This is a genomic window from Cupriavidus sp. 05L310, assembly GCF_056398185.1.
This window is the reverse complement of sequence record NZ_JBFTOX010000081.1, coordinates 1-14,968: the sequence shown is the minus strand read 5'-3', so window position 1 is coordinate 14,968 and position 14,968 is coordinate 1. Positions and strand designations below refer to the sequence as shown.

15 protein-coding genes and 1 pseudogene are annotated in these 14,968 nt (G+C 65.0%); 6 read left to right on the top strand and 10 right to left on the bottom strand.

Features of this window, described 5'->3' with window-relative positions:
* Nucleotides 1-129: 129 nt before the first annotated feature.
* From AC1DS6_RS38235 to AC1DS6_RS38220, 4 genes are all read left to right on the top strand, one after another.
* Nucleotides 130-906, top strand: a complete 777-nt coding sequence (locus AC1DS6_RS38235; protein WP_477104463.1) for a MipA/OmpV family protein — start codon at nucleotides 130-132, stop codon at nucleotides 904-906.
* A 34-nt stretch (nucleotides 907-940) separates the two neighbouring features.
* A complete protein-coding gene (locus AC1DS6_RS38230) occupies nucleotides 941-1,693 on the top strand; it encodes a polysaccharide deacetylase family protein (protein WP_477104462.1) in 753 nt (250 codons plus the stop codon).
* Complete coding sequence (locus AC1DS6_RS38225; RefSeq protein ID WP_441636525.1) at nucleotides 1,680-2,843, top strand: glycosyltransferase; 1,164 nt, start codon at nucleotides 1,680-1,682, stop codon at nucleotides 2,841-2,843. The genes AC1DS6_RS38230 and AC1DS6_RS38225 overlap by 14 nt, the downstream gene beginning before the upstream one ends.
* Before the next feature lie 109 nt (nucleotides 2,844-2,952).
* The gene (locus AC1DS6_RS38220) at nucleotides 2,953-3,483 is read left to right on the top strand and encodes a MarR family winged helix-turn-helix transcriptional regulator (protein WP_477104461.1); all 531 of its coding nucleotides are present in this window, start codon (nucleotides 2,953-2,955) and stop codon (nucleotides 3,481-3,483) included.
* Between the two features lie 26 nt (nucleotides 3,484-3,509).
* On the opposite strand, the gene AC1DS6_RS38215 is transcribed toward AC1DS6_RS38220, so the two are convergent.
* The 10 genes from AC1DS6_RS38215 to AC1DS6_RS38170 all read right to left on the bottom strand — a co-directional run bounded on the left by AC1DS6_RS38215 (nucleotide 3,510) and on the right by AC1DS6_RS38170 (nucleotide 13,533).
* Nucleotides 3,510-4,034: an aromatic-ring-hydroxylating dioxygenase subunit beta gene (locus AC1DS6_RS38215; RefSeq protein WP_428180391.1), complete on the bottom strand. Its 525-nt coding sequence runs from the start codon at nucleotides 4,032-4,034 to the stop codon at nucleotides 3,510-3,512.
* A gap of 17 nt (nucleotides 4,035-4,051) precedes the next feature.
* Entirely contained in the window at nucleotides 4,052-5,341 is a 1,290-nt protein-coding gene (locus tag AC1DS6_RS38210) for an aromatic ring-hydroxylating dioxygenase subunit alpha (protein WP_441636521.1), read from the bottom strand.
* Nucleotides 5,342-5,364: 23 nt separating this feature from the next.
* Nucleotides 5,365-6,645: an NAD(P)/FAD-dependent oxidoreductase gene (locus AC1DS6_RS38205; RefSeq protein WP_441636519.1), complete on the bottom strand. Its 1,281-nt coding sequence runs from the start codon at nucleotides 6,643-6,645 to the stop codon at nucleotides 5,365-5,367.
* A gap of 9 nt (nucleotides 6,646-6,654) precedes the next feature.
* The gene (locus tag AC1DS6_RS38200; protein ID WP_477104460.1) at nucleotides 6,655-6,972 is read right to left on the bottom strand and encodes a non-heme iron oxygenase ferredoxin subunit; all 318 of its coding nucleotides are present in this window, start codon (nucleotides 6,970-6,972) and stop codon (nucleotides 6,655-6,657) included.
* Between the two features lie 74 nt (nucleotides 6,973-7,046).
* Complete coding sequence (locus AC1DS6_RS38195) at nucleotides 7,047-8,090, bottom strand: branched-chain amino acid ABC transporter permease (RefSeq protein ID WP_477104474.1); 1,044 nt, start codon at nucleotides 8,088-8,090, stop codon at nucleotides 7,047-7,049.
* On the bottom strand, nucleotides 8,090-8,974 hold the full coding sequence (locus AC1DS6_RS38190; protein WP_441636515.1) for a branched-chain amino acid ABC transporter permease: 885 nt from the start codon (nucleotides 8,972-8,974) through the stop codon (nucleotides 8,090-8,092). Before AC1DS6_RS38190 ends, AC1DS6_RS38195 begins: the two co-directional genes overlap by 1 nt.
* Nucleotides 8,975-8,986: 12 nt before the next feature.
* Nucleotides 8,987-9,718 carry an ABC transporter ATP-binding protein gene (locus AC1DS6_RS38185; protein ID WP_441636513.1) on the bottom strand — a complete coding sequence of 244 codons (732 nt, stop codon included), beginning with the start codon at nucleotides 9,716-9,718 and terminating at the stop codon, nucleotides 8,987-8,989.
* Nucleotides 9,715-10,494: an ABC transporter ATP-binding protein gene (locus AC1DS6_RS38180; RefSeq protein WP_441636511.1), complete on the bottom strand. Its 780-nt coding sequence runs from the start codon at nucleotides 10,492-10,494 to the stop codon at nucleotides 9,715-9,717. The genes AC1DS6_RS38185 and AC1DS6_RS38180 overlap by 4 nt, the downstream gene beginning before the upstream one ends.
* A gap of 41 nt (nucleotides 10,495-10,535) precedes the next feature.
* Nucleotides 10,536-11,753, bottom strand: a complete 1,218-nt coding sequence (locus AC1DS6_RS38175; protein WP_441636509.1) for an ABC transporter substrate-binding protein — start codon at nucleotides 11,751-11,753, stop codon at nucleotides 10,536-10,538.
* A gap of 175 nt (nucleotides 11,754-11,928) precedes the next feature.
* Nucleotides 11,929-13,533 (bottom strand): MFS transporter, encoded by a 1,605-nt coding sequence (locus AC1DS6_RS38170; protein ID WP_441636508.1) that lies wholly within the window; start codon nucleotides 13,531-13,533, stop codon nucleotides 11,929-11,931.
* Nucleotides 13,534-13,822: 289 nt separating this feature from the next.
* On the opposite strand from AC1DS6_RS38170, the gene AC1DS6_RS38165 reads away from it, so the two are divergent.
* Nucleotides 13,823-14,785, top strand: a complete 963-nt coding sequence (locus AC1DS6_RS38165; RefSeq protein WP_441636506.1) for an amidohydrolase family protein — start codon at nucleotides 13,823-13,825, stop codon at nucleotides 14,783-14,785.
* A gap of 23 nt (nucleotides 14,786-14,808) precedes the next feature.
* Nucleotides 14,809-14,968, top strand: a pseudogene (locus AC1DS6_RS38160) (Asp/Glu racemase); the annotation flags it as partial.

The following is a 14,968-nucleotide window of genomic DNA, read 5'->3' as shown; positions in this document are numbered from 1 at the left end:
ATTGGCGCCGAAATAAACTCCAGACAAATCCGCACAATTCCGCACATATTCGCGTCACTTTCCAACAGACACGGGTAGCCCCCCGTCCCTAAACTCTGGGGCTTGTTCAAGGGGCCATGGGTGAAACGAATGCTTGGTAAATATGTAAGGACCGGCGCAATTCTAGCCAGCGGAATCGGTTGCGCCGGCGTGCAGGCGGAGAACGTCTACACCGTGGGGCTGGTCGCCGGCGCGGCACCGCGATACGAAGGCAGTAACGAATACAGGCCGGTGATCGGGCCACTGTTCAGCGCGGATTTCGGCAACGGGTTTTTCGTCAGCCCGCTGCGCGGGGGGATTGGCTACGGTCACAAGTTTTCCAACGGCATGTTCGCCTCTGTCGGCCTCGACTATGACGTTGGGCGTACCGACCGCAAGCGAGTCGATTTGCCCGGTTCGGATTACCTGAAAGGCATGGGCCGTATCCCCGGATCGTTCATGGGAGCGTTCCAGGTCGGCATGCCTATCTATGGCGACGCCACGCTCAGCATCACCCTCGATGCGCCGCTGACCAACAGGGATCGCGGGCTGAGCGGCCATATCGACATGGACGTGCCGGTGTACAAGGCCGGCCGGCACCTGGTGAGCATCAGTCCCAGCCTGCATTACGGCTCGCGGCGCTATACGCAGACCTTCTTCGGCGTGACCGACGCGCAGGCTGCCAACAGCAGCTTCCGGCCCTATTCCACCAAGGCGGGTTTCGACCGCGCCAGCCTGTCGCTGTCCTGGAGCTATGAGATATCGCGCGCCTGGTCGGTGCACAGCATTGTCTCGGTGAGCCGCCTGCTGGGCGATAGCGCAAACAGCCCGATCGTGCAGTCCAGGCAGTCATATGTCGGGCTGACCTCGCTCAACTACAGCTTCTAGCATCGCATCCGACTTTCATTCGCAGAGGGAAGACATGAAGCCGCGAATCCCCATCCTGATGTATCACCAGATCGACGCGCCGCCACCTCGCGGCACGCCGATGCGCGGCCTCGTGGTGGCGGCGCGCGACTTTGCATGGCAGATGCGCCTGCTCAGGCTGATGGGGTATCGCGGCCTGGCGTTGTGCGACCTGATGCCCTACCTGCGTGGCGAGAAGGCCGGCAAGGTGGTCGGCATCACGCTGGATGACGGCTATCGGAACAACCTCGAGCATGCCTTGCCGGTGCTGCGGCGCCACGAATTTACCGCGACCTGCTATGCGGTCAGCAGCCTGGTCGGCAAGACCAATTCCTGGGATGCATCGATCGGCGTGCCGGAGAAGCCGCTGATGACGCTGGACGAACTACGTACCTGGACCCGGGCCGGCATGGAGGTCGGCGCGCACACGCGCACGCATGTGGACCTGACCCGGCTAGGCACCGTTGCCGCGCGCGGCCAGATCGAAGGCTGCAAGCATGAACTGGAGTCCGCGCTGGGCATGCCGGTGCGGCACTTCTGCTATCCCTTCGGCGAGTTCGACAAGCACGTCGTGGACCTGGTGCGCGGCGCCGGATACCAGAGTGCCGTTACCACGCAGCGCGGCCGCGCCGCTGTCGGTGGCAACCTGTTCGGCCTGCCGCGGGTGTTGGTTTCGCGCGCCTCGCATACCGGGCAGTTTTTGCTGAAGCTCGCCACCGCTTATGAGGATCAACGCGGCAAGGAGGCGGTTCGCCATGAATCGGCTTGAGCCATATCCGGACCCGGCCTCCGGCCAGTTGCGCGTGCTCTTGCTCAACTCGCTGCTCAACGGCGGTGGCGTCGATTCCCACACGCTTTCACTGTGCCGGGCGTTGCAGCTTCAGGACTGCGAAGTGACCCTGGCAGTGCCTTCCCGCGCCCGGTGGATCGTCGCCGCGCAGGACATGCCGGGCGTGCGCTTGATGGCGCTGGGCGCGAAGCGCGTGGTCTGGCCGCTGATCCTGGCGCGGACGATCCGGGAGCAGCGGATCGATGTCATCCACGCCCACCATGGGCGCGACTATTGGGTGGCGATCCTGGCATGGATGCTGTCCGGCCGCAAAGCGGCGGTGGTGGTGACGCGCCACCTGATGACCCGGCTCAAGGAACGGACGCGCCGCTACCTTGCCGCGTTTTCCAGCGTGATCGCCGTATCGGACGCGGTGCAGGAATCCCTGCGAAGGGTGGACCCGGAACGAACGCTGCGGCTCAGGCGGATATATTGCGGCATCGATACCGAGCGTTTCCGCGCGGTCGCCATGCGGCGCTGTCGGGTCCGGCAGGCGCTGGGGCTGCCGCAGGATGCCTTGATCTATGCGCTGATCGGCGGGGCGCAGCAGCCTGACGGCAAAGGGCAGTCCTACTTCGTCAAGGCGGCGGGGCAGGTGCTGGCACGGCACCCGAGATCGCATTTCCTCTGCGTTGGCGAAGGCGACCTGATCCCGCAACTGCGCCGGGAGGCCGATGCCCTGGGCCTGGCGGGACGCATCCACTTCCTCCCGTTCGAGCACGATGTGCCGTCGCTGATGCAGGCGATCGACGTCCTGGTGCATCCGCCCGTGGGCAGCGAAGCGCTGGGCCTCGTCATCCTTGAGGCATTGAGCTGCGGCAAGCCGGTGATTGCCACGGAACTGGACGGCATTCCCGAGACCTTCATCGACGGCGACCACGGCGTCCTGGTGCCGCCGCGCGACTCGGGTGCCCTGGCCGGCGCGATGTGCCAGCTCGCGGCGGATCCGATGCTCGCGGCGCGGATGGGGCGCCGCGGGCGCCGCTGGGTGGAGGCGAATTTCTCGCTCGGGCCGCTCGGACGCGAAACGGTGAAGTTGTACCGGGACTGCTTGTCCGCATTGCGGCGTGGAAAGCGTGGCGTACCTTAGGAAGGGCGGCGGCAATCCGCATCATGGCCGTTCCGGCATGGTGCGTTCCGGCACCATGTCGGGGCCACTCGTCTATACTTGTCAGCATGCTAACAATTTGGTGAATGGAATGTCCACCGCGAAACGTCAAACGGCGCACACCGCGCCCCCGGTCGAGGATCAAGCGCCGTCCGAAGCGGACCCGGCCAAGGAGCTTCTCTGGGCCCGGCCAGGCTTTCTTGTGCGCCGCCTGCACCAGATCCACGTGGCCATGTTCTTCGAGGAATGCAAGTCGGCGAGCATCACGCCGGTGCAGTACGCCATCCTGACGGTGCTATCGGTGCTGCCGGGGCTGGACCAGACTTCGCTGGGGCAGGAAGTGGGCTTCGACCGCACCACCACGGCCGATGTGGTGCGCAGGCTGGAAGAGCGCGGGCTGGTCGAGCGCAAGGACAATCCGGCCGACCGGCGCACGCGTCACGTGCACCTGACCAAGGAAGGCCAGGAGGTGGTGGCGTCGCTGCGCGCCGATATGGAACGCGCGCAGGAGCGCATGCTGGCGCCGTTGCGCCCGGCGCAGCGCAAGGTGTTCATGGACCTGCTGGCGACGCTGGTGGAGGCCAACAATGACTACAGCCGCACGGTGCTGCGCATCCTGTAAAGCGTTGCGCGCACCGTGCGCGCGGATTACACCGGGTAGACCAGGTCGTTGGCGATGATGGTGGTGTCGTACACGACCTGGCGCTCGGCCAGCAGCAGATTGCCCTGGGTGCGGGCAAAACGGTCGTGATAGGTGCCCGCCATGTGGATGGTGGTGGGACCTTCGACCAGCGTCTGCAGCAGCAGGAAGCTGGCTTGCGCATGGATCTCGCCATACGCGGTTTCCTCGGTGACGCGGGTGTTGGTGACAAGATGCAGCATATGGCGCGGCGCGAACATCTGGGTGCGCGCGATCGCCACCGCGCGGTCGTGCATCATGCCGCGGCCTTCGGCGTAGACCAGTCCCACGGGCATGCCGAGTTCCACGTTCTCCCTTGCTGTGACGCGGTAGATGCAATCCTCGGTAAAGAAATCCGGCCACGATTCCACCAGGCCGGCATCGAGCACGGCGCAGTATTCGGCGTGGAAGGCATCGATCTCCATGCGCAGCGCCTGCGCGCGCGCGGGCTCCAGCTTGCAGGGGCGGTAGAGGGTATGAGCCGTCGGTGTCATGGTTGGTGTCATGCTGTTCAGAACCCCATCACGCTGCGATAGTATTGGTACATGGCGCGGATCGCGGATTCCGAGATCAGCGAGTTGGCGGTGCCGACGTGGCCGGGGTCCAGTTTCAGCACGTTGCGGTCGGTGCTGGAGCGGCGCACGCCTTCCTGCACGAACTTCATCGCTTCGTTGTCTTCCAGGCCGAGGAAGCCGGCTGGTCCCATCAGGTTGCCCTGGCGCAGGCGGTGCCGCGTCATCTCCTCGCTGTCGTCCTCATAGCCGAACATGGTCCATTGCATCAGCATGCTGTCCGGGCCGTTGGGCACGATCTGGCGCACGCCCAGCGTATTCATTTCGCGCTGCACGATCAGGTTTGGCCAGATGGTCTGCATGGTGACGGACCACGGCGAGTCGAACTCCTTGATGTATTCCAGGAATCGGTCATCCTGCAGGCGCATGCCCTCGTGGAACGAGCGCATTTCCTTCTTGTTCTCTTCGCTCACCGCGGCGTACTTGTCTTCCTTCTTGGCCGAGGCCATGGTGCCGTGGCGGCCGTGCACCGGGTCGGCGATCATGGCGGAGTCATTGCCGGCCACCAGGAGACCGAACACCACCAGGAAGGAATGCAGCAACGTGGCGTGGTAGGGGTCTTTCAGGTTCTCGTGGTACATCTTCCAGTTGCACGGCAACTCATTCTTGTAGTACCCGAGGATCTTGAGCGGCTTGCCATTGAACACCACGTCGAAATCCTTGAGGATCTCGGGCGTCAGGTAGTCCTCCAGGCTCTCCATATCGCTGGCGTAGGAGGCGAAGATCACGCCATTGCGCGTGGCCACCTGCAGCTTCATCAGGCCGTGGTCTTCGTTACGGAAGTCCTTGGGCATGCCGCCGGCGCGGTTGACGCCGCGCTTGAACGGGACGCCCTGCAGGTTGCCCTTGAGATCGTAGGACCACTGGTGATAGGGGCAGACGAACTCCTTGGCATTGCCCTGGCCGTGCCGGCAGAACTCCGCGCCGCGGTGGGCGCAGCGATTCTCGAAGACATTGATCGAGCCGTCCTCGGCGCGCGCCACGACGACTGGCGTGGGCCCGACATAGGAACGCTTGAAGTCGCCGGCGTTGGGGATCTCCGCCTCCAGCGCGACGAAGTTCCACGAGCGGCCGCGGAAAATCTTTTCCAGTTCCATGTCGTACACGGCGTTGCTGGTGTACACCCAGTCCGGGATGAAATGCAGGGCGTCCTCTGGCCACTGGCAGGCGGCCAGTTCGGCATCCTTGGCGCGCGGCGTGCGGTTGATGACCGCGTGGGTCTGGTACATGTCGGTTCCTCGTTCGGGATCGTTCAGGATTGGGTCTGGCCAGCGAGCGCGGCGGCGGCCTCGCGTACCGCTTGCTTCAGGGGCATGGCGGTGTTGCGGAGCAGGCCGATGTCGCAGGCGGTGCGTTGTTCGATCAGGTTGCGGAGCTGGCGCAGGTCGCCGCCGGCATTGACCGCGATAGCGTGGCGCAGTTGCGCGCCGGCCATGCCAAGCAACAGGAATCTGGGGGCGTCGCCGTCCGCCGCGCCGTTGCCGCGCAGGGTGTAGCACAGCGTGGGGTCCACCGCGCCCAGCATCTGGATGTTGCAGCCGAGCTGGTCGGTCCAGAACCAGGGCACGGCGGCCGGTGCCGTCTCCACGCCGAGCATGGCGGCGGCGGCGATGCGGGCCTGCTCGTTGGCGTTCTGCCACGACTCCAGCCGGACTTCCTGGCCGAACAGGGGCTGGTACTGGCTGGTGCAATCGCCGGCGGCGAAGACGCCCGGCGCGCTGGTGCGGCAGTGCGCGTCGACCTGGATGCCGCCGTTGCCCGGATGGAGCGCCAGCCCGGCGGCCCGCGCCAGGCCGGCATCGGGATGCAGCCCGATGGCGACCACTGCCAGCGGTGCGTGCAAGGCGGAGCCGTCCGTCAGCGTGACGGCAACCCCGTTCGTGGCCGGCGGGATCGAGGCGATCCCGCAGCCCAGGCGCAGGTCGATGCCGAGGCTGCGCACGCGCTGCGCCAGCCAGTCGGAGAACACGGCCGGCACGGCGCGCTGCAGCAACCGTGGCGCGGCTTCGATCACCGTGACCTCCAGTCCCGCCGCGCGGGCGGTGGAGGCCGTTTCCAGCCCCAGGAAGCCGCCGCCGATCACCAGCACGGAGCGCTCCCGGCGCAGCGCGGCGCGCAGGCCACGCGCATCGGCCAGCGAGCGCAGGTAGTGCACGCCCGCCATGCCTTCCGGCAAGGCGGGCAGGGTGCGGGCACGCCCGCCGGTGGCCAGCAGGCAGCGGCTGAAGGCAATCGCCTGGCCATCGGCACAGCGGGCCGTGCCACTGCCGGGATCGAGCGACGTCACTGTCGTGCCCAGACGCAGGTCAATGCCTTGCTCGGCATAAAAGCCCGCCGCGTGCACGCCGATGCGTTCGTCCTGCTGCTCGTCCGCCAGCACGGCCTTGGATAGCGGCGGGCGCTCGTAGGGGGCATGGACCTCGCCGCCGACCATGACGATGCCGCCGTCATGGCCCAGCGAGCGCAGCGCGGCTGCCGCGGTGGCGCCGGCCTGGCCGGCACCGATGATCAGGATAGGGGCGTCTTGTGGCATGGCGGGGGCTCAGGCGGTGACCATGACGTCGACCATCACGTCGCTGTCCACGATCCTGACCGGATAGACGCGGATGCCCTGGGTGGCGGGCGCGCACATGGCTTGCCCGGTGCGGATGTCGAAACGCGCCTGGTGCAGCGGGCATTCGATGCAGCCGTCTTCCAGGTAGCCGTCCGACAGCAGCGCGTACTGGTGCGTGCAGACATTGTCGGTGACGAAGTACTCCCCTTCGCTGCGGTACAGCGCCAGTTGCGCGTCCCCGAGCGTGAGCGGCATCACTTCATCGTCCTGAAGCTGGCCGGTAGTGGCGATCTTGGTCCAAGCCATGATGCATCTCCTTTAATCAGTATGCTGAGTATTAATGATCAGTGTACTGATTTAAATTGCCGACTGAATCAGCGTTAACCCTTGGCTGTGGCCGAGCTGGCGGAACGGCCGTGGAAGGCGGGCGCAGACCGCGTCAGCGCCGCCCGGCGGGCCAGCAGCGCCTGCACCTCGCCCATGATCCCGCGCCGGAAGGTAAGCACGCAGACCACGAAGATCAAGCCCGTGACCATGCTGACCGATTCGCCCAGCGTGTTGAACCAGTCCACGCCCGTAAGCGCGGCCAGGCTGCTGCCGAAATCACCCAGCTTGTTTTCCACCGCGACGATCACCAGCGCGCCCAGGATGGGCCCGGAGAGGGTGCCCATGCCCCCCACCAGCGTCATCAGGATGACCGATCCGGACATGGCCCAGTGCACGTCGGTGAGGGTGGCGAAGCCGAGCACCAGCGTCTTCAGGGCGCCCGCCAGCCCGGCCAGCGCCGACGACAGCACGAAGGCCAGCAGCTTGAAGCGGTCGGTGTCGTATCCTAGCGAAATAGCGCGCGGCTCGTTCTCCTTGATAGCCCGCAGCACCTGCCCGAACGGCGAGTTGACCACGCGCGCGATCAACAGCAGCGCGGCACCGGCCACGGCCGCCGCCACGTAGTACATGGTCAGGTCGCTCTCCAGCGAAACCAGCCCGAACAGGCTGCCGCGCGGCACCGCCTGCATGCCGTCTTCGCCGCCGGTGACGGGCGCCTGCAGGCAGAAGAAGTAGAACATCTGCGCCAGCGCCAGCGTGACCATGGCGAAGTAGATGCCCTGGCGCCGGATCGCCAGCGCACCGAAGGCCAGGCCGAGCAGCGCGCCGAAGGCCGTGCCGGCCAGCAGGCCCAGCTCCGGCGTCGCGTGCAGCGATTTCATCACGTAGCCGCAGGCATAGGCCGCGCCGCCGAAGAAGGCGGCATGGCCGAAGGACAGCAGGCCGGTAAAGCCCAGCAGCAGGTTGAAGGCACAGGCGAACAGGGCAAAGCACATCAGCTTCATCGCCAGCACCGGGTAGGCGCCGAGGAAGGGCGCCAGCGCGACGGCCGCCGCCAGCAGGGCGATCGTCAGCCTTGCGCGTGAGTCGTTGATCATCATTTTTCCTTTCCGAACAAGCCGGCGGGGCGCACCATCAGCACGCACACCATGGCCACGAAGACGACGGTCGCCGAGGCTTCCGGGTAGAACACCTTGGTCATGCCCTCGAATATGCCCAGGCCGAGGCCGGTGAAGATGGAGCCGAGGATGGATCCCATCCCGCCGATCACCACCACCGCGAACACGGTAATGATCAGGTTCTGCCCCATCAGCGGCGAGATCTGCATCACCGGCGCGGCCAGCACGCCGGCAAAGGCGGCCAGCCCTACGCCGAAGGCATAGGTCAGCGTGACCAGCAGCGGCACGTTGATGCCGAATGCTTCCACCATGCGGGGGTTCTCGGTGCCGGCGCGCAGGTAGGCGCCGAGCCTTGTCTTCTCGATCACGTACCAGGTCACGAAGCACACCGTGAGCGAGGCCACGACGACCCAGGCACGGTAGTTGGGCAGCACCATGAAGCCCACGCTGGTGGCGCCGCTAAGCGCCTCGGGCGTGGCATAGGACAGGCCGGACACACCGTAGGCCGAGCGCAGCAGGCCTTCGATCAGCAAGCTGATGCCCAGCGTCAGCAACAGCCCGTAGAGGTGGTCGAAGCGGTAGAGGCGGCGCAACATGGTGCGTTCCAGCACCACGCCCAGCGCGCCGGCAACCAACGGCGCGAGCAGCAGCATCAGCCAGTAGTTAAGGCCGAGGTAGCTCATGCCCATCCATGCCAGCACGGCGCCCAGCATGAACAGGGCGCCATGGGCGAAGTTAATGACGTTGAGCAGGCCGAAGATGACCGCAAGGCCGAGACTGAGGATGGCGTAGAACGAGCCGTTGACGAGGCCGAGCAGCAACTGGCTCAGCAGGGCGGGCACAGGTATGCCAAAAAATTCCATAGCGATGGTTCCTTACACGCCGAGCAGGGCGTTGAGCGTGGGCATCTTGTGCCCGAGCGCGCCGGCGTCGAAGCTCTCCACCATGCGGCCGTGCTCCATCACATAGAAGCGGTCGGCCAGAGGTGCGGCGAAGCGGAAATTCTGTTCCACCATCACGATGGTGTAGCCGCGCTTCTTCAGGGTGGTGATCATTCTTGCCAGTGTTTGTACGATGACGGGCGCGAGGCCTTCGGAGATTTCATCGAGCAGCAGCACGCTGGCGCGGGTGCGCAGGATGCGCGCGACCGCCAGCATCTGCTGCTCGCCGCCCGACATGCGGGTGCCCTGGCTCTTGCGGCGCTCCCACAGGTTGGGGAACATCGCATAGATCTCGTCCAGCGGCATCGGCTCGCGGCCCGCGGTTGCGCCGTCCGGCTTGAACACCGGCGGCAGCATCAGGTTCTCCTCGCACGACAGGCTGGAAAAGATGGCGCGTTCCTCCGGGCAATAGCCGAGTCCCAGAGGCGCGATGCGGTGCGTCTTCATGCCGATGGTCTCGGTGCCATTGACGCGGATCGAGCCTTTGCGGGCGCCGACGAGCCCCATGATGGCGCGCATGGTCGTGGTGCGGCCCGCGCCATTGCGGCCGAGCACGGTGACCACCTCGCCCGGATTGACGGTCAGGTCCACCCCGTGGAGGATGTGGGACTCGCCATACCAGGCGTGCAGGTCCTTGATCTGCAGGGCAGGGGTTGGTTGGGTCATGGCGTTGCCTCCGTCAGCGCGGCATCGGCCGTGCCCATGTACGCTTCCATCACCTGCGGGTTCCGCGCCATTTCCTCGTAAGGCCCTTCGGCCAGGATGGCGCCGCGCTGGAGCACGGTGATGCGGTCCGCGATGGATGACACCACGCTCATATTGTGTTCGACCATCAGCACGGTGCGCCCCGCTGAAACCTGCTTGATCAAGGCGGTTACCACCTCCACGTCTTCATGCCCCATGCCTTGCGTGGGTTCGTCGAGCAGCATCAGCTCCGGGTCCATGGCGAGCGTGGTGGCGATTTCCAGCGCGCGTTTCCGCCCGTATGCCAGTTCGGCGGTGGGCAGGTCGGCAAAGCCTTCCAGGCCGACGGCCTTCAGCAGCGCTATCGAGCGGTCATTGAGTTCATCGAGCGAGCGCTTGCTTTTCCAGAAGTGATACGCGGTGCCCAGCTTGCGTTGCAGCGCCACGCGCACGTTTTCCATCACCGTGAGCTGCGGGAACACCGCCGAGATCTGGAAGGAGCGGATCACACCCTTGCGGGCGATCTGGGCCGGTCGCTCCCGCGTGATGTCCTCGCCGTTGAACAGGATGGCGCCGGCGGAGGGCGTGTGGAACTTGGTCAGCAGGTTGAAGCAGGTGGTCTTGCCGGCGCCATTGGGCCCGATCAGGGCGTGGATGGCGCCGCGCCGTACCCGCAGGTCGACCCTGCTGACGGCGGTGAAGCCCTTGAACTCCTTGGTGAGTCCGCGGGTTTCAAGGATTACGTCAGCCTGGCTCATGCGTGCTCCGCGTCAGTGTCATTGCGTGTCGGCATCGCGGCTCACTTCTTCACGAGCGCGCATTCGCTTGCGGATAGCGGGCGGAACGCCGCGTCGCCGGGAATGGTGCCGAGGTATTTGACGAGATCCCACGGGCCCTTCGACTCCGCCGGCGACTTGGCCTGCGCCAGGTACATGTCATGCACCATCCGGCCATCCGCGCGCACCTTGCCGCCATGCACGAAGTCATCGTTGACCACCAGGGCGCGCATCTTTTCCGCCACGGCCGGCCCGTCCACCGTCTTGGCCGCCTCGATCGCCTTGAGGTAATGCAGCACGCCGGAGTAGACGCCGATCTGGCCATGCGTCGGGTAGGCCTTCTGCTTGGCGAAGAAGCGCTCGACGAAGGCCTTCGACCTGGCGTCGAGATCCAGCTTGAACGGGTCCACATAGGTCAGACCCTGCGCCACGCTGGGCCCCAGGCTCTTCAGGTCGGTGATGAAGGTCGAGGGCGTAATCACGGTCTGGCCGCCTTTGATCAGGCCGAATTCGCCGGCCGCCTTGACGCCGTTGATCATGTCATTGCCCGCGTTGGCCAGCACTACCACCTTGGCCTTGGACGCGGACGCCGCCACGATGGGGCTGCTGAAGTCGCTGGCATTGAGCGGGTGCTTGGTGCTGCCGATATTCTTGCCGCCGCTGGCATCCACCTCCTTGCGGAAATCCGATTCCAGCGACTGGCCGAATGCGTAGTCCACGGTGATGTAGTACCAGCTGCTCTTGCCGTCGGCGATCAGGCGCTTGACCAGCGGCGCCGATACCGAGTAGGTATCCCAGCCCCAGTGGAAGCCGGTGGGCGAGCAGTTCTGGTTGGTCAGCGCCATGGCGCCGCCCGTCGAGACGATATTGATCTTCTGCTTCTGCTTGGCGATTTCCTGCACCGCCAGCGCGGTGGAGGAGTTGGGGAAGTCGATCACCATGTCGACGCCATCGGTATCGAACCAGCGGCGCGCCAGCGACGAGGCGATATCCGCCTTGTTCTGGTGGTCGCCCGACAGCACGGTGACCGGCTTGCCGAGCACCTTGCCGCCGAATTCCTCCACCGCCATCTGCGCCGCGAGCACCGAGCCGCGGCCCGAGAGATCGGCGTAGGAGCCGGACATGTCGGTAATCACGCCAACCTTGACACCGCTGGCATCCGCCAGGGCGGCGGTGCCATACATCAGGGCGATCAGGGCAGGCACCAGCGCGATGCGTTGGGCTTTGTGCAGAGACTTCATGGGGGCGCTCCAGACAGGGTGAATGAAAAACGGAAAGCAGGAAGAAGAGGGGGCAGGGCCCGGCCGTGCATCGTTTGCGTACCGGCCGGCATCGCCTTGGTGCAACGATCAGTATGCTGACTATAAAATACAGTGTACTGAGCAAATTCCGGGCCAGATGCCATGGCGGGCCGGCTCAGGTCTCCAGGTCGCGGCCCCGCGTTTCGGGCACGAACACCATGCCGATCACAAACGCGAGGGCGGCGATCGAGACCGGATACCACAGGCCAAAGTACACATTGCCGCTGGACACGTTCATCGCCGTCACCACGAAGGACAGCATGCCTCCGACCCAGCCGGCGCCAAGGTGGAAGGGCAGGGACAGCGAGGTGTAGCGGATGCGCGCAGGGAACAGCTCCACCATGAACGCCGCCAGCGGGCCGTACACCATGGCGAGGAAGAGGATGGGAATCAGCAGCATCAGGAACAGCATCGGGCGGTTGATGGCCGCCGGGTCGGCGCGCTCGGGCCAGCCCGCGGCAAGCAGGGCCTGCCGGATTGCCTTGCTGTCGAAACCCTGCAGCGTCGCGTCGCCGATGCGCAGTTCGGGCTGCGGGCGCCCCTCGTCCTGGGTGAATTCGTAGCCCACGCCGAGGTCCGTCAGGTAGCCCTTGGCCTTGTCGCATGCGGATACCGGCTCGGCAAACAGTCGGAAGTGGCAGTCGCCGGCGCGCAGTTGCACGGTGTTGCGCTGCTGGAACTGTTCGAGCGCCGGATTGGCGTAATGCGTCAGCGCCTTGAAGATGGGCTGCGTGGTGAGGGCGGCCAGCAGGCAGGCGGCCATCATGATGTGCTTGCGGCCAATCCGGTCGGACAGCCAGCCGAAGAACAGGTAGCAGGGCGTGGCGATCACCAGTGCGATGCCGATCAGCAGGTGCACCAGTTCCAGCGGCACGTGCAGCGTCTTGTTGACGAAGAACATGGTGTAGAAATGCCCGGTCCCGAAGATGGCCCCGAGCCCCGAAGCCACCACGAACAGCAGCAGCACATACTTCAGGTTGGCCCAGTTCGTGAAGCTGTCCAGGATGGGCGATTTCGACGTGTTGTTGCCGGCCTTCATGCGCGCGAAGATCGGCGACTCGTGCAGCTTGCCGCGGATATAGACCGATACCACCAGCATCAGGAAGGACACCAGGAAGGGCAGGCGCCAGCCCCATTCGCGAAACTGCGCCTCGCTCAGGAAGGTCTTGAGCAGGTACACCACCAGCAGTGAGGAGAGCAGGCCGAGGGTGGCCGTAGTCTGCAGCGAACTGGTGTAGAGGCCGCGCTTTTCGACCGGCGAATGCTCGGCGACGTAGGTCACCGCGCCGCCCACCTCGCCGCCCAGCGCCAGCCCTTGCAGCAGGCGCAACAGCACCAGCAGGATGGTCGCGGTGATGCCGATCTGGCCATACGTGGGCAGCAACCCGACACCCACGGTGGCGATACCCATCAGCAGGATCGTCACCAGGAACGTATATTTGCGGCCGATCAGGTCGCCCAGCCGGCCGAACAGCAGGGCGCCGACGGGGCGCACCAGGAAGCCCGCGCCGAAGGTGGCCAGGCTGGCGAGGAAAGCGGTGGTTTCGTTGCCGGGCGGGAAGAACAATGCGCCAAAATAGACGGCGAGCGCCGCGTAGATATAAAAGTCGTACCACTCCATCAGCGCCCCGAAAGACGACGCGAGGATCACCTTGCGCTCTTCCCTCGTCATGCCTTGCTTGCGCGCGGCGGCACTGTCACTGGTCAGGCTGATTGTCATGGCCGTAGTTCTCCTGGGGGCGTCCCAGCTTGTGCGTGTGTGTGCTTCACACTGTCAGCATGCTGAGTAATTTCAATCAGTGTACTGAGCAGAATTTGGGAGTGTTATGGGGGTTAACCCTTTTGACTCCGGCTAGACATTCCACAACCTCGTTGCTATATTAAAAATGCTCAGCATACTGAGTAATTAAGCAGACAAGCCTTCGCAAGGGCAACGGCACGCGCCTTCCCGCCCCCGTCTCAAGGCCTGCATCGAAGCACGCCCCCACCACATCAGGAGTCGCCACAGCATGACGAGAATACGGAAGATTGCCCTGGAGGAACACTTCATGGCCCCCGGTTTCCAGGCCTATTCGAAGGGATATCTCCAGCATATCGATGCGGTGGTGATGGCCGATCTCGCGAAGCGCCTCGCCGATTTCGACGACATCCGCATCGGCGAGATGGACCGTGCCGGCATCGATTTCACCGTGCTGTCGCAGACCGGTCCCGGCGTGCAGGGCGAAACGGACCGCGCCGCCGCCATCGGCCGCGCCCGCGAGAACAACGATTTCCTGGCCGCGCAAGTGGCGCGCCATCCCACCCGCTTCGCTGGTTTTGCCGCGCTGCCGATGCACGATCCCGTGACAGCGGCGGATGAACTGGAGCGCACCGTGAAGCAGCTCGGCTTCAAGGGGTCGCTGGTCAACGGGCACACCCAGGGCAAGTACTATGACGACCCCGCATACGACGCGTTCTGGGAGCGCATGCAGGAGCTGGACGTGCCGATGTACCTGCATCCGACCGACGCCTATGCGATGCCGCATGTGTACGCCGGGCATCCCGAGATCAGCGGCGCGGCCTGGGGCTGGGGCGTGGAAACGGCCAGCCATGCGCTGCGCCTGCTGTTCAGCGGCGTGTTCGACCGCTTCCCCCGGCTCAAGATCATCCTCGGCCATATGGGCGAAGGGCTGCCGTTCCAGCGCTGGCGTTTCGACAGCCGTTTCGCTGTGTACTCGCACGGTATCAGGCTGGCGAAGAAGCCTTCCGAATACATCGGCAGCAATATCGTGATCACCACCTCCGGCGTGTGCTCGCCCGCCGCGCTGAACGGCGCCATTGCCGAGATGGGCGCCGAGGCGGTGCTGTTCTCGGTCGACTATCCCTACGAATCCACCGCCATCGCCGCGGACTTTATCGAGCAGGCACCGATGGACGACGCGACCCGAAGCCTCGTCTGCCACGGCAACGCCGAACGCATTCTCAAGCTTTGAACCCCGAAATAACGGAGCGCCCCGTGCAAAAGACTTTCCGTATCGGCCAGATCGTGCCGAGCTCGAACACCACCATGGAAACCGAAATCCCCGCGATGCTGCTGGCGCGCCAGCAGGTGCGGCCCGAGCGGTTCACCTTCCACTCCAGCCGCATGCGCATGAAGACGGTGGTCAAGGAGGAAC

What these genes read in the sequence shown, in the direction of transcription:
- AC1DS6_RS38235 (WP_477104463.1), top strand. Translation starts at nt 130, where the DNA reads ATGCTTGGTAAATATGTAAGGACCGGCGCAATTCTAGCCAGCGGAATC.
- AC1DS6_RS38230 (WP_477104462.1), top strand. Translation starts at nt 941, where the DNA reads ATGAAGCCGCGAATCCCCATCCTGATGTATCACCAGATCGACGCGCCG.
- AC1DS6_RS38225 (WP_441636525.1), top strand. Translation starts at nt 1,680, where the DNA reads ATGAATCGGCTTGAGCCATATCCGGACCCGGCCTCCGGCCAGTTGCGC.
- AC1DS6_RS38220 (WP_477104461.1), top strand. Translation starts at nt 2,953, where the DNA reads ATGTCCACCGCGAAACGTCAAACGGCGCACACCGCGCCCCCGGTCGAG.
- AC1DS6_RS38215 (WP_428180391.1), bottom strand. Translation starts at nt 4,034, where the DNA reads ATGACACCGACGGCTCATACCCTCTACCGCCCCTGCAAGCTGGAGCCC.
- AC1DS6_RS38210 (WP_441636521.1), bottom strand. Translation starts at nt 5,341, where the DNA reads ATGTACCAGACCCACGCGGTCATCAACCGCACGCCGCGCGCCAAGGAT.
- AC1DS6_RS38205 (WP_441636519.1), bottom strand. Translation starts at nt 6,645, where the DNA reads ATGCCACAAGACGCCCCTATCCTGATCATCGGTGCCGGCCAGGCCGGC.
- AC1DS6_RS38200 (WP_477104460.1), bottom strand. Translation starts at nt 6,972, where the DNA reads ATGGCTTGGACCAAGATCGCCACTACCGGCCAGCTTCAGGACGATGAA.
- AC1DS6_RS38195 (WP_477104474.1), bottom strand. Translation starts at nt 8,090, where the DNA reads ATGATCAACGACTCACGCGCAAGGCTGACGATCGCCCTGCTGGCGGCG.
- AC1DS6_RS38190 (WP_441636515.1), bottom strand. Translation starts at nt 8,974, where the DNA reads ATGGAATTTTTTGGCATACCTGTGCCCGCCCTGCTGAGCCAGTTGCTG.
- AC1DS6_RS38185 (WP_441636513.1), bottom strand. Translation starts at nt 9,718, where the DNA reads ATGACCCAACCAACCCCTGCCCTGCAGATCAAGGACCTGCACGCCTGG.
- AC1DS6_RS38180 (WP_441636511.1), bottom strand. Translation starts at nt 10,494, where the DNA reads ATGAGCCAGGCTGACGTAATCCTTGAAACCCGCGGACTCACCAAGGAG.
- AC1DS6_RS38175 (WP_441636509.1), bottom strand. Translation starts at nt 11,753, where the DNA reads ATGAAGTCTCTGCACAAAGCCCAACGCATCGCGCTGGTGCCTGCCCTG.
- AC1DS6_RS38170 (WP_441636508.1), bottom strand. Translation starts at nt 13,533, where the DNA reads ATGACAATCAGCCTGACCAGTGACAGTGCCGCCGCGCGCAAGCAAGGC.
- AC1DS6_RS38165 (WP_441636506.1), top strand. Translation starts at nt 13,823, where the DNA reads ATGACGAGAATACGGAAGATTGCCCTGGAGGAACACTTCATGGCCCCC.